This is a genomic window from Candidatus Enterococcus testudinis, from assembly GCF_002140915.1.
Classification (GTDB): Bacteria; Bacillota; Bacilli; order Lactobacillales; family Enterococcaceae; genus Enterococcus_D; species Enterococcus_D testudinis.
Window position 1 is genome coordinate 936,541 of sequence record NZ_NGKU01000001.1, and the last position, 13,183, is coordinate 949,723.

12 protein-coding genes and 1 riboswitch are annotated in these 13,183 nt (G+C 44.0%); of the genes, 6 read left to right on the plus strand and 6 right to left on the minus strand.

The window, feature by feature from the left end:
• Positions 1-49: 49 nt before the first annotated feature.
• Both fghA and A5886_RS04515 read right to left on the minus strand, forming a co-directional pair.
• Positions 50-889, minus strand: coding sequence for an S-formylglutathione hydrolase (gene fghA / locus A5886_RS04510; RefSeq protein ID WP_086273840.1), 840 nt, complete (start codon positions 887-889; stop codon positions 50-52).
• Positions 886-2,010 carry an S-(hydroxymethyl)glutathione dehydrogenase/class III alcohol dehydrogenase gene (locus A5886_RS04515; RefSeq protein ID WP_086275989.1) on the minus strand — a complete coding sequence of 375 codons (1,125 nt, stop codon included), beginning with the start codon at positions 2,008-2,010 and terminating at the stop codon, positions 886-888. The genes fghA and A5886_RS04515 overlap by 4 nt, the downstream gene beginning before the upstream one ends.
• 159 nt (positions 2,011-2,169) lie before the next feature.
• On the opposite strand from A5886_RS04515, the gene A5886_RS04520 reads away from it, so the two are divergent.
• Complete coding sequence (locus tag A5886_RS04520; protein ID WP_086273841.1) at positions 2,170-2,544, plus strand: winged helix-turn-helix transcriptional regulator; 375 nt, start codon at positions 2,170-2,172, stop codon at positions 2,542-2,544.
• A gap of 60 nt (positions 2,545-2,604) precedes the next feature.
• Here the strand turns inward: A5886_RS04520 and A5886_RS04525 are convergent, their stop codons facing one another.
• From A5886_RS04525 to A5886_RS04535, 3 genes are all read right to left on the minus strand, one after another.
• Positions 2,605-4,359, minus strand: a complete 1,755-nt coding sequence (locus A5886_RS04525; RefSeq protein ID WP_086273842.1) for an ABC transporter ATP-binding protein — start codon at positions 4,357-4,359, stop codon at positions 2,605-2,607.
• Positions 4,356-6,086 carry an ABC transporter ATP-binding protein gene (locus A5886_RS04530; protein ID WP_086273843.1) on the minus strand — a complete coding sequence of 577 codons (1,731 nt, stop codon included), beginning with the start codon at positions 6,084-6,086 and terminating at the stop codon, positions 4,356-4,358. Before A5886_RS04530 ends, A5886_RS04525 begins: the two co-directional genes overlap by 4 nt.
• Before the next feature lie 151 nt (positions 6,087-6,237).
• Positions 6,238-6,600: a hypothetical protein gene (locus tag A5886_RS04535; protein ID WP_086273844.1), complete on the minus strand. Its 363-nt coding sequence runs from the start codon at positions 6,598-6,600 to the stop codon at positions 6,238-6,240.
• Positions 6,601-6,915: 315 nt separating this feature from the next.
• Between A5886_RS04535 and A5886_RS04540 the strand changes: the two genes are divergently transcribed.
• Together A5886_RS04540 and A5886_RS04545 are read left to right on the plus strand one after the other, a co-directional pair.
• Positions 6,916-8,007 (plus strand): LCP family protein, encoded by a 1,092-nt coding sequence (locus tag A5886_RS04540; protein ID WP_086273845.1) that lies wholly within the window; start codon positions 6,916-6,918, stop codon positions 8,005-8,007.
• A 234-nt stretch (positions 8,008-8,241) separates the two neighbouring features.
• A complete protein-coding gene (locus A5886_RS04545) occupies positions 8,242-8,472 on the plus strand; it encodes an antitoxin (protein WP_086273846.1) in 231 nt (76 codons plus the stop codon).
• Positions 8,473-8,565: 93 nt separating this feature from the next.
• On the opposite strand, the gene A5886_RS04550 is transcribed toward A5886_RS04545, so the two are convergent.
• On the minus strand, positions 8,566-9,981 hold the full coding sequence (locus A5886_RS04550; protein WP_218776627.1) for a helix-turn-helix domain-containing protein: 1,416 nt from the start codon (positions 9,979-9,981) through the stop codon (positions 8,566-8,568).
• Positions 9,982-10,334: 353 nt separating this feature from the next.
• Between A5886_RS04550 and A5886_RS04555 the strand changes: the two genes are divergently transcribed.
• From A5886_RS04555 to A5886_RS04565, 3 genes are all read left to right on the plus strand, one after another.
• Positions 10,335-11,243 carry a cation diffusion facilitator family transporter gene (locus A5886_RS04555; RefSeq protein ID WP_086273848.1) on the plus strand — a complete coding sequence of 303 codons (909 nt, stop codon included), beginning with the start codon at positions 10,335-10,337 and terminating at the stop codon, positions 11,241-11,243.
• 153 nt (positions 11,244-11,396) lie between these two features.
• Positions 11,397-11,441, plus strand: a riboswitch (PreQ1 riboswitch).
• Positions 11,442-11,465: 24 nt separating this feature from the next.
• Complete coding sequence (locus A5886_RS04560; protein WP_086273849.1) at positions 11,466-12,440, plus strand: nucleoside hydrolase; 975 nt, start codon at positions 11,466-11,468, stop codon at positions 12,438-12,440.
• Positions 12,441-12,446: 6 nt separating this feature from the next.
• Complete coding sequence (locus tag A5886_RS04565) at positions 12,447-13,025, plus strand: ECF transporter S component (RefSeq protein ID WP_086275990.1); 579 nt, start codon at positions 12,447-12,449, stop codon at positions 13,023-13,025.
• Positions 13,026-13,183 lie beyond the last annotated feature (158 nt).

The following is a 13,183-nucleotide window of genomic DNA, read 5'->3' on the forward strand; positions in this document are numbered from 1 at the left end:
AATAAACAAAACAGCCTTCCAGTGTCTTAGGAAGGCTGTTTTGCGATTTTCAAGCGAAATATTGCTGATGAAATGCAATATGCCTCTCAATAAACGTCGCAATCGTGAAATAACTATGGTCATACCCAGAAGCAGTCTCATACGATACCGAGGCACCCGCTTCATTGGCAGCTGCCAAAAAGTCTGTTTCAACCAATTGTGTTTCATAGAAATCATCCGCAGTTCCTTGCGTGATCAATATCGGTGGTGGGCCATCTGAATGGGCAATCAATGAAGTGGCATCCCATGCCTGCCAGTCCTCTTGGTTAGCGCCTAGATAAGCAGTAAAGGCCTTTTGCCCCCAAGGTACAGCTGAAGGGTGAGTGATTGGCGCAAAGGCTGAAATGGCTTGGAATCGCTTGGGATTCTTCAAGCCGAGAATCAGTGCACCGTGCCCCCCCATCGAGTGGCCCATGATACTTTCTTGACCAGAAAAATGCGGAATCAACGGATGGACAATGGCCGGTAGTTCATTGGTCAAATAGTCATACATACGGTAATGTGTTTGCCAAGGCGCATGGGTGGCATTCAAATAAAAGCCCGCACCTTGCCCCAAATCCCAATCTTCACTATCAGCTACATCTGTTCCTCGAGGAGACGTATCCGGCATCACGAAAGCGATATGTTGTTCGACAGCGTATTTCTGGAAGGCACCTTTTTGGCTGAAGTTGTCATCAGTACATGTCAATCCAGCCAACCACCAAACCAAGGGCGTTGGGGCGTCAGCTGCGGCTGTATCGGGTAAAAACACGCTGAATGTTGCCTCAGACTGCAAGGTTTCAGCATAGTGGCGATACTTGATCTGCCTACCGCCATGACTTTTATGTTCTTCAAGCACAGTCAGGTTCATGCATTGTCACCTCCATAAGTGAGGATCGTCCGAATCGATTCACCGGCATGCAGTAAATCAAAAGAGGTGTTGATGTCCTCAAAATCAAGATGATGGGTAATAAAGGAATCTAAATCGATCTCGCCAGCCATATAATCTTGTACCATGCCAGGCAATTGTGAACGACCTTTGACCCCGCCAAAGGCAGAGCCTTTCCAGACACGACCTGTCACTAGTTGGAAGGGGCGGGTCGCAATTTCTTTGCCGGCACCAGCAACACCAATGATAATACTTTCTCCCCAGCCTTTGTGGCAAGCTTCTAAAGCAGCACGCATCACATCGACATTGCCGATACATTCAAAGCTGTAATCCACACCACCATCAGTCATCTCAACCAACACTTCTTGGATCGGCTGGTCATGGTCTTTCGGATTGACAAATGCAGTCGCCCCCATTTTTTGGGCCAACGGCCATTTATCAGGATTGGTATCCACAGCGATGATTCGTGAAGCTCCGGCTTTTTTCAAGCCTTGGATCACGGCTAACCCAATGGCACCTAAACCAAAGACTGCATTGGTCGAACCAGCCTCAACGTTGGCTGTATTCTTGACCGCACCTAAACCAGTCGTGACACCGCAGCCGAAAAGTGCGACTTTGTCTAACGGTGCTGATTCATCGATTTTCACGAGATTGATTTCATTGACGACAGTATATTCACTGAACGTACTCGTCCCCATATAATGATAGATTGGCTTTCCTTGATAAGAAAACCGCGTCGTACCATCGGGCATCAATCCCTTACCTTGTGTTTCTCGTACAGCAGAACAAAGATTGGTTTTGCCTGATAAACAGAACTTGCACTTGCCGCATTCTGCCGTGTACAAAGGAATCACGTGATCGCCAACGGCCACTGATGTGACATCAGAACCAACTTTGACCACAACCCCAGCACCTTCGTGGCCCAATACAGCTGGGAAAACACCTTCTGGATCATCCCCAGAAAGAGTAAAGGCATCGGTGTGGCAGACGGAGGTATACAAAATTTTGACCATCACTTCGGTGGCTTTTGGATCTTCAACATCAATTTCAACGATTTCTAGTGGTTTGCCCGCTTCAAAAGCTACGGCTGCTTTGCTTTTCATCATAGAATACCCTTCTTTCAAATAGTAGTTTACTTGTATTCAGTATAACGGTTGTGACGGGTGATTCAATACTGACGATTTTGTCACTATCGACAAAACATGATATAGTACCTATCATTGAAGAAACATCAATCATATAGATAGGAGAGGTGAGAAGGATTGTATCATTATAACGAGAAAGAATTTGTTCATACCAAAGATCTCGCCATGTATGTGATTGGCGGTAAATATAAGATTGCCTTGATTTGGGCGTTGCTGCAGCAACCTGTTTTGCGTTTGAGCGAGATCCATCGTTTGTTGCCGGCGATCAACCAGCGTATGATCATTCGCCAGTTAAGAGAACTTGAACGAGATCAGATTATCACCCGACACGTCTACCCGGTCGTTCCGCCAAAAGTCGACTATCGTTTGACTGATATCGGTTTATCTTTACGACCGATTGTCGAGCAGATTTGCCAGTGGGGCGATCAGTATTGGGAAACGATAGCAGCAAGTCCCTCTGCTTCCACTTTACCAGAGGAAGCAAGAGATTAAAAATATCCTGCGCCTGCTGACAAAAAAATCACTCTCCGCTGCTTGCGGAAAGTGATTTTTTTAGTGTTGAAATTGTGCGTGATACAAGCGATAGTAATAACCCTTTAATGCCAATAACGCATCATGCGTGCCTTGTTCGACGATTTGTCCAGCATCCATGACCAAAATCTTGTCAGCTGCCCGAATCGTGGATAGGCGATGGGCAATAACAAAGCTGGTTTTGCCTTGCATCATTCGCAAGAAGGCATCTTGGATTTTTTTCTCTGTCAATGTATCAACAGAACTGGTGGCTTCATCTAGAATCAGCATCGGTGGATTAGAGATCATCGTTCGAGCAATCGTCAATAATTGCCGTTGACCGTCAGATATCTTGATCCCTTGGTGACCGATCGGTGTATCCAATTTGTCAGGCAGACGCATGACATATTCATACATATAGGCACTTTTCAGCGCATCATAGATTTCCTCATCTGTGGCATCGCCATTGCCGTATTGCAGGTTTTCTCGTAATGAGGCATCAAAGAGCCAAGTGTCTTGCAGCACCATACCAAAACTTTGGCGCAAGTCTTCTCGTTTTACCTGACGAATATCTACACCGTCAATACGGATCGACCCTTCATCAACATCATAGAATCGCATCAATAAATTGACCAACGTCGATTTCCCTGCACCGGTTTTCCCGACGATTGCGACGGTTTCTCCTGGCTGGGCAGTGAAAGTAAAGCCCTCAATCAATGTTTGATCTGGATCATAGGCGAATGCGACATCTTCAAAATCAATTTGACCCTTGATTGTATCTATGGCTTGAGATGCTTGATCGTCTGCGGTTTCTGGTTCTTGATCCAATAAGTCAAAGGTCCGAGACAGCCCAGCCAGTGCTGTTTGGATTTGGGTGGTAATACCAGACAATTCAATAAATGGTTTCGAAAATTGGGTCGAATAAATCGTAAAGCTTGAGATGACACCAATCGTGACAGAACCTGTGCCTGAAAAGAACAACCAGCCACCGACAAAGCCCACAGATAAGTAAGCCAAATGGTCAACAAAACGTGAAAGGGGATTGGTCAATGAGGAAGAAAACTGGGCTTTTTGCCCCCGCACATTCAAGTCCTGATTGATGGTTTCAAACTGGGTTTGGTTGATGGTTTCTCGGTCGAAGGCTTTGACGATTTTTTGATTGCCAATCATTTCTGTTACAAAGCCCGAAATCTCACCGACGATTTCTTGTTGTCTTGCAAAATGGGATTGCGACGTTTTTGTCACTACCCAATTGACCAAGAAAATGATTGGGGTCGAGACCAAGACCACCAATGTCAAAGGAACACTCATCTGGAACATCACGATCAAGGCAATCAAGACTACCGATATGCCGGAAAAGAGTTGGTTGAAGACAGCCGAGACAGCAATTGAAATGTTGTCCATATCATTGGTAAAACGACTGACGATATTGCCATGAGAATTTTGATCGTAATAGCGCAAAGGCAATGTGTTCAGATGGGCAAAGCCTTGTTTGCGCAAATCGGCGACTGAAAGATAGGCGACACGATTGCCCAAGCGCTGAATCAACCATTGACTGACGACGGTCACCAGCATGACGCCGCCAAATAGCATCAGAATACGGTAAAGATCGCTAAATTGGACTTGATCCGCACCAAGCAGCTGATCCACCCCCTGACCGATCAAATAAGTCATGTAGACACTTGAGACACCAGCGGCGATGCCGAGGATCACAGCAGCCCATGTTTCTTTGTGGTAGGCACCTAAGTAAGGAAGGTAGCGGCCAAAAGCCGACCAATCGATAGATTTCTTTTTCATTTGTCTTCCTCCTCTGCCTGAGATGCCACGATTTCTTGGTAGGCTTTTGATTCAGCCAACAAGGCATCATGAGTGCCTTTGCCGACAAGTTTGCCTTGGTCCAAAACAAGAATCTGCTGCGCATCTTGGATTGAGCGGACCCGTTGGGAAATAATGATCACAGTGCCCCGCAAGTGTTCTTTCAACGCCATCCGCAAATCAAGATCTGTTTGATAATCCAATGCACTCAAAGAATCATCAAGAATCAAGATATCTGGTCTGGCGATCAATGCTCTGGCAATCGTTAATCGTTGTTTTTGACCACCGGAGAAGTTCTTGCCCCCTTCAAAAATCGGCGTATCCAATTGCTTCGGTAATGCTTCCACAAAGTCACGACTTTGAGCGATCGTTAACGCCCGCCAACAGTCTTCATCGGTAGCATCAGGTTTGCCCCATTGCAAATTCTCACGAATCGTTCCTGTAAAGAGGACAGCAGTTTGCGGCACCATCGCAATTTTTTGGCGTAATTGCTGCAACGGCCATTTCCGAACATCTTGTCCATCGACGATAACTTTGCCTGCAGCCACATCATAAAAGCGGGGAATCAATTGGGTCAATGCCGATTTCCCACTACCTGTCGGGCCTGTGATCCCCAATGTCGAACCAGGTGCGACTTGGAAGTCAATGTTTTGAAGCGCCAATCCATAGTCTGCCGAGAAACGAAAATCAACATGTTCGAAGCGAATCCCGCCAACATTGTTCTTTGGTTGATCCAGAAAAACTTCAGAAAGTTGATCATTGATCGATGGTTCAGCAGCCAATACCTCGTTGATCCGAGAAGCAGAAGCCGCCGCCCGGGTAAAGATGATGACTAGATTCGACACCACGATCAATGCCAGCAGCATTTGGTTCATATAATTGACTAAGGCCAACACCTGTCCTTGCTGCAAGTGGCCAACATTGACTTTAAAGCCACCGATATAAAACAAACCAATAATCGCGATATTCATAATAAACGTCGTCGCTGGTGTCAAAAGGGCGGACAAATTGGTGACCCGTAAATAAATATCCCCCAGATCATCCGTCGCTTCATCAAAGCGCTTGGTTTCCGTTTTTGTACGGGCAAACGCACGAATCACACGGATCCCGCTGAGGTTTTGGCTAACCAGTTCATTCAATTGATCCAAGCGGACTTGGACTTTTTGGTACAAAGGGACTGTCTTTGAGATGATCCAAAACAGTACAATACAAAATATTGGCAACACCAATAAGAAAGTCAGGCCCGCTTGCCAGTCAATCACAAAGGCCATCACCACAGAACCGATACTCAGGAAAGGTGCCCGAACCACCAAACGAATCAACATCGCCAAGGCAATCTGCATTTGATTGATGTCATTGGTCATTCGCGTGATCAGTGTATCTGTACCAAATAAGTTCAATTCATTGTGAGACAAACTGTTGATTTTGGCCATTAGGCGATTCCGCAATTCGGTACCAAAGCCTTGAGAGGCCACCGAGGCATAATACTGACAAATCACTGCACAAATCATACCAATCACTGACATCGCGATCATCCAAAGCGTCATCTCCACGACTTTGGACCAATTGTTCTGCCGTAAGCCTTGATCGACGAGCGTTGCCATCTGCAGCGGCAAAACCAGCTCGAAAACAGCTTCTAAAAACTTAAAAAATGGGCCGAGGATGATCTGTTTGCGATAATCCTTGGCATAACGTAATAAACCTAGCATAAAAGCCTCCTATATAACCTGTGATAATAAATCTATAAACAAGTGCATCACACACCATCTTTCATCCCGTTAGTGCTATCTTACCATAGTCCAAACAAGGCGAAAACAAGTCTGGCAAAAGCAAGCGCTTCAGTGAACCAATTGGTACATTTCAACCCAATAATCCGTCGCAACGGGAGAAAAACACAGATTGCCAGTTGCCTAACGTCAAAATGGTCAAAGGTAATTGGAAGCGATAGCCTTGATTCCCATGGGTAAAATGTAAAGTAGCCACCGATAGATGGCGCTTGAAGCGAACTTCTTCTAATGCTGTCAGCTGGATCGATTGCGCATACAGTACTTTTGTACAAAAAAGATTCAATGACAAAATCTGCAAGCACTGATCATCCAATAGAAGCAAACAACGGCTTGATGGTGCATTGAAGGACTGCCACTTACCATAAGCCATGGCGGTACCTGCAGTCATGTAAGGGGCCGCAAGATGCTGCAACCCTCTTTTGGTCAAAACAAACATGCAATTTCTCTCCTTATCATTCTAAAACAATTGTAGTTGAAACAAAGGTACTTTGATGATAGCAAGAAATAGCAAAACCAACAAATCTAAAAACTGTAGTGAAAGCATTTTTCACCTCGCTTTCCATCAACAATACACGTATGCTGCTTGTATAAGAGAAAGAAAAACCAGCATGCGAAGGATAAGGTTCGTTATTTATTACACCCATTTCAAAAATACATCGTTAAAATGATAAAACTTCTTAAAAAAATAGGCGTTTGCAAAATTTTCTGGTACAATCGTGGAGAGCAATTGAGGAGATTTGAAGGAGGCACTATGGATAGAAAGACGAAATACAGCCGAAAGCGAGCAACTAAAAAGCGAGACAAAAGACGCATTATTATTGGCGTCCTACTTTTTGCGTTAGCAGGAGTCTTTTTATTTGCAGGCTATACTTATTATGCAGCCAAAAATTCTGTAGACAAAATGTACAAAGAATCTGCAGTGATCACATCGAATAAGGAAAGTGAAGACAAAAGTCTGCAAGCATCCGATGTCGATGGCAAGTTCGGTATTTTGCTGATGGGTGTCGACAATGACGCGGAGCGTGAGAAGACAGAACATTTAGACAGCACGCGCGCGGATAGCTTGATCTACATGGTCTATGATGGTGAAAACAAGAAAATCGATATGGTCAGTATTCCCCGCGATGTCTGGACCAGTATTTATGACGGTACCGGGAATGGTACAATCGTCAGCACTGCCAAAATCAACAGCGCATTTGCGATTGGTGAAGAAGATGCTACGATTGAAACCGTCCAAAATTATTTGCAATTACCGATCAATTATTACGTCAATATCAACTTCACCAGTTTCGAAAAAATCATTGATGCCATTGGCGGCGTAACCGTTGATGTGCCTTATGACATTAACAAAAAATATACATCTGACAATACAGGAGAAACGTTGATTCCTGAAGGACGCCAGTTGCTAAATGGGGAACAAGCCTTGATTTTTGCCAGAATCCGTAAAATGGATACCGATGTTGATCGGGGCAATCGTCAACAAGAAGTGATCGAAGCGGCGATCAGCCAAGCGCTGAAAATCAATAATGTTACCAAATACCAACAGATCCTTGATTCAGTCAGCGAAGATGTCAATACCAACTTCAAATTTGAAGATTTGGTGTCGTTGGCTGGCAATATGTTGTCTGGATTCGATATCGAAAAACACACCTTTGAATGGTACGATGGCACATCTTATGACGGCCAATCTGTGGTTTATATTCAAGACTATTCCTACACGGCCATTCGCAACGATATGCTGCAAGCACTGGGTCAGTTGTCAGAAACAGAGACAACAGATACCGGCACCGACCAAGGCTGGGATACTGAGACGACAGATTCAGATACGGATTACAACTATTAAACAAAGCGTCGCGACAGGCTATAACAGCCTGTTGCGGCGCTTTGAATTTTTTTAATAAGGAAGATTACTTGGGATTTGTGATTCACGATGATAAATTAGGTACAACAAGAAATAGTCGCAGTTTGATATCATAGGAGGTTTAGGCGCACAATAGGCAAAACGAAGTGAGTCAGTAAAGAATGGTGGCACCGTAAAAGAAGTCATAGATCAAGCCTCGGAAGATCATATGCGGGAATCATTAACGAATTATCGGCAAGTGTTTATAATCGAGTGTTAAATTATGTTTTGAATCTTGAACTAGATATTAAAAATACTCGGTTATTAGAAGTAAATCTTTTAAATCAATTAGAAGTGGCCCAAGAAGTTGATTTATTTCAACAATCACTCCAAGAATTTCAAGCAATCACTCAGATGTTACAAAACATGCACCCCCCGACACCACCAGTTACAAAACAGTCTAAATGACCGGATTCATCATATAAAACAGGTCGCCTTCGATTACCCAAGACGATCTTTTATTTCACTCACTTATACAGCAAACTTGCAAAGCAGACTGCTTCATTCCACTTTTGCGTAGATCAATCCCTCAATCGCTTGTTCGATTCGAGAAAGATCACAGGCAGAAAGCGCAGTGTCAATCATCACTATTCGCTGCTGGTGATTGGTGCTTGCGTTAATTTTGTGGGTACCAATGATCAAATCCGCTTCTTCTATACGTTGGGTGAAACGGATCTTACACCGATCAAAGAAACGACCTTTGATTCGCTCTTCTACATAATGATTCGTCGTAACAGTGAGGTGAGAGTGATTGTAGACACGAATTTCCGGTAAAACCTTTTGGATTGGAAAGAGATAGACACAAAGGAACAAATTCGTTTGTCGTGCATAACGCGTATCAAATTCAGGATGTTGGGCCACAAAAGATGTCCAAGCACCGTCAAATGTTTTGGTATATGCGGGATACAATTGTTGGATATTTTGAGAATCATAGAAGTGAAACAAGTCAAATAACGCATCATCTAAACGAAAAAAAAGATTTGCCAATAATTGTCTATTGATTTGAGCAATCCCGCGGTTCCTATCCGTTTCGATGTCCCCAAAAACCGTTTCAAATGAATGGAGCCAGTCTTGACTCGCAGAAGTATTCACCCCGTTGATGGTCTTTGGCAAGTCCAAATCAAGGTCGAAGCCAACCCAATCGGCAGATAGAACGGCCACAAATAAAAAGGACCAATCATCAAGCTGCCAATGCTCTAAAAAGGTCGGCTTGTCAGGAATCATCAAGTCTTGGTAATACAGTTGCTGCTGCACCGGCAAGACGACATGTACGCCAGCGCATATCGCAGGATCGGACACAAATAGCAGCATGGACAAAATCGTTTGCTGATGGCTGTTGGTCTGTAAATGCAGCTGCTGACTTACCTGTTGTGCCAAAGTATGGTACTTCTCCATCTCCACTGAGAAGGGCAAACCAGCTAATGATCGATGAATATAAAAAATCAAACTAAAGGCCAATATTCTGATTTGATGCTCTGGGCCCTGCAACCGGATCGTTTTTGAAAAGGTGATCCGCAAATCATAAAATGACATTTGCTGGTTGATTTCTTTGATCCGTCTGCGCAATGAGGATTCACTGATAAATAGGCTGTCGCAAAGTTCACTAGTCGGGACGTTTCTTTTGTGCAACATGGTGATCAGAATCAAATAACCCATATCTTTTGATATAATCATATTGAGTGCATCGTAGAGATTACCGTCACGGCTATACAAATGAACCCCGCGATGCTTATTGATCTTTAATGACAACTCATTGGGATCAAAGGTATCGCGAATCTCTTCAAAAAGTTCATTCAGTGCTTTCTTGACAACATATTGATTTGCATAACCAATCTGCGCAACCAAAAGTTGTGTTGGGACAAAGTCGTGGTGATTATTCAAAAGTAACAGCAGGTCTTTTTTTACGCGTGTGTGCAAGTGCAATCCAAGTATAGTTATCAACTCCTTAAAAAAATACAGTATGACATAATAGGCCTATTATAAACCAAATCAGTGAATGAAAATGGTTTGACGAAACCAGAACAATGGTCAGAAATCGGATAAATGAAACCACTTATCTGAACACTCTTTACGCCCCGGCGTTGATTAGTTGGTATATAGATTATCGGACAAAACAGTCAGAAGATAAGAGGGTCAAAGGTATTTCCGATGAAAAACAGCCGTTTTGTTATGTTGAGCGGGCAAAATACATGCACCATAGTACCGCAAACAAATGTGCGGTGGCATGCTTTAGTTATCGAAGCAAAAAAGTGTCGAGAGGAAGTTTCCTAATGGAAGAACAACAAACGCAACAAGCCCGCAGTATCGTCTTTCTGACGCATCTGCTAGGCTGTATCATCAAAGTGATCGGCTTTCTATTCAGCGGTAGTGCCGTACTAATGAATGAAAGTATCCATAGTATGATTGATTGCCTCAACCAAGGGTTGTTGGTGATCGGTGAAAAACGTGCTCAAAAAGGCCGCAGTGAATTGCATCAATTCGGTGAAGGCCGCGCCACCTATTTCTTCAGCACAGTGGTAGCGATGACCGCGTTCTTTGGCGGTGGCTTGCTGGCAGTCATCGAAGCAGGTCGCGATTTGTTGGATCCCAGTCATGAAGTTGAACACATCCAGTTTGTCGTCGCCATCTTATTTATCAGCTTGTACATTGAAGTGACCGCCGTGCAAAGCGGCTATCAAGAAATCAAAAGCGAAAACACGCAACGTTTGCCATTGTTGCGCTTTTTGACAGATAGTCGTGACGCAGATCTACTGCTGGGCTTCACTGAAAATCTGTTTGCGTTAGCCAGTGTTGTCATTGCATTAGCCGGCATCTTGCTAACGGCAGTAACGGACAATGCTATCTTTGATTCCATTGGCGGCATTCTGGGCGGGATCCTATTGTTGCTGGCTGCCGTCTTTTTGGCAAGAGAGTTTTATAGTTTATTGATGGGGGAAAGTGCGTCGCAACAAGATTTAGCCAAAATCAACACATGCTTCGCACGCCCAGAGATCATCAAAGTCAATGACCTGCGGACGTTGCACTTAAGTACCGATGAATTACTGATCGTCGCCGATGTCATTGTTCAATTAGAAGCACCAGCAGAACCCCATGAGTTGATCGATGACATCGAATCCGCCATACGGGCAGCGATCCCACAGTTGAAGATTTATTGTTACATTGAAACGGAAGAGCTGTAAGGTATGTACATTTATTTTCATAGATGATGTCAAATGAAAACGTCTTGATTGATGAGGCGTTTTTTTCTATGTAAAGAGTCAAAATAAAAACAAGCCACTTTTTCACCTCCGAAAATGATATACTATCAACGTGCATTTAAATCAAGACATTGTCTTGGACTGGTTCGAAAACTTCCCAGGTAAAAAAACTAAGTATCTCTCAAAGATTGGAGGTTGGAAATAATGCGGAAAGTAATGATCGATTGTGATCCTGGTATTGATGATACGCTGGCATTACTGTTGGCGATCAAAGCGCCAGAGATCGAAGTCGTGGCCATCACGACTGTCTGCGGCAATGCCCCGGTAGACATCGGTACCCAAAATGTTATCAAATGTCTGGAACGTTTGGATCGCTTGGATATTCCGATTTATCAAGGGGCGAAACAACCCTTGAAGCAACCATTTATCAGTGCCCAAGATACCCACGGCATGGATGGCTTAGGCGAAACGAACATTCAAATCACCAGCAACAAAACCAGTGAAGCCCAAGATGCGGCAACGTTTTTGGCACACACTTTTGCCCAAAAAAACGACGTATCCGTGATTGCCTTGGGACCGTTGACCAATATTGCCTTAGCGCTGCAAATAAATCCTGACATGGGACAACACATGGACCGCTTCGTCAGCATGGGCGGCACCTATAAAAGTCACGGCAACTGCTCGCCAGTTGCTGAATATAATTATTGGTGTGATCCGGATGCAGCTGCCTTCGTTTTTGACAAACTAGGCAAGCAGATCGAAATGGTAGGACTGGACGTGACGAGGGAAATCGTCTTAACCCCTACGATGATCGAGTATTGTTGTCAAATGGATCCTGATACAGGCGGCTTTCTAAGGGACATCACGCGATTTTATGTTGATTTTCATTGGCAACAGGAACGAATCTTGGGTTGTGTCATCAACGATCCTTTGCCCATCGCCTATTTTATCGATGATGACCTTTGTCAAGGGTTCACCAGCTATACAGCCGTTGAAACCCAAGGAATCAGTCGTGGGCAAACAGTGGTAGATCGCTATGATTTTTGGCAAAATGCTGCCAATAGCACCATCATGACTGACGTTGATGCGCGTCAGTTTTTCAAGAAGTTTTTGACCGTTCTCTTAAATGCACAAAAAGAAACGATCGAAACAGATCTAGAAAAACTTCAGATGGGATGATCAATGATGAAACAAAACAAACGCAACACACCCTTCAACGTACGGATACTAACCTTAATGGCCCTATCGATCGCAATCAATTTCTTAGGGGGAACTATTGCCCTCTGGCTAAGGTTGCCAATCTATCTGGATAGCATCGGCACGATTTTTGCCGGTGCTTTAGGTGGACCAATCATCGGCCTGCTAACGGGACTAGGCAGTGGGGTCCTAAGTGGTGTCACAACGGATATTTTTTCTCTCTATTATTCACCAGTCCAAATCGTGACCGGAGTGATGGCAGGGTTATTATTAAAAGGCAAATTGATCAAAAAAGGCTCGTGGAAATTACCAGGATTGGCATTGCTGCTCTCGCTGCCTGGTACCTTGGTGGCTTCGGTGATTACTGTTCGGCTATTTGGCGGGATCACCTCTTCCGGCTCAAGTATGATCGTACAAGTGCTGCACGGATTAGGTTTGAACCAAACTATTAGCGTGATTTTGGTTCAAGTGGGAACAGATTATCTGGATCGCTTCTTGTCGATGGCCGTTGTTGCTGCTGTCGTGTTGTTGTTGCCAAAACGCAGTGCGTTCTTCACCCGCACATAGAACCAAAGTAGAAACAACGTATTCTTAAATGGATACGTTGTTTTTTTGCATATAGTCAAAGTATTGACGGCCAAATGCACAAATACCCTTCAAAAAAGTCAAAGAAAGAAAATATTTTTGACGTTTTTTATCTGCTATACTAAAGGTAACTTCATTGA

Coding starts and splice junctions, on each gene's coding strand:
- fghA (WP_086273840.1), bottom strand. CDS start 889: ATGAACCTGACTGTGCTTGAAGAACATAAAAGTCATGGCGGTAGGCAG.
- A5886_RS04515 (WP_086275989.1), bottom strand. CDS start 2,010: ATGAAAAGCAAAGCAGCCGTAGCTTTTGAAGCGGGCAAACCACTAGAA.
- A5886_RS04525 (WP_086273842.1), bottom strand. CDS start 4,359: ATGAAAAAGAAATCTATCGATTGGTCGGCTTTTGGCCGCTACCTTCCT.
- A5886_RS04530 (WP_086273843.1), bottom strand. CDS start 6,086: ATGCTAGGTTTATTACGTTATGCCAAGGATTATCGCAAACAGATCATC.
- A5886_RS04535 (WP_086273844.1), bottom strand. CDS start 6,600: ATGTTTGTTTTGACCAAAAGAGGGTTGCAGCATCTTGCGGCCCCTTAC.
- A5886_RS04540 (WP_086273845.1), top strand. CDS start 6,916: ATGGATAGAAAGACGAAATACAGCCGAAAGCGAGCAACTAAAAAGCGA.
- A5886_RS04555 (WP_086273848.1), top strand. CDS start 10,335: ATGGAAGAACAACAAACGCAACAAGCCCGCAGTATCGTCTTTCTGACG.
- A5886_RS04560 (WP_086273849.1), top strand. CDS start 11,466: ATGCGGAAAGTAATGATCGATTGTGATCCTGGTATTGATGATACGCTG.
- A5886_RS04565 (WP_086275990.1), top strand. CDS start 12,447: ATGAAACAAAACAAACGCAACACACCCTTCAACGTACGGATACTAACC.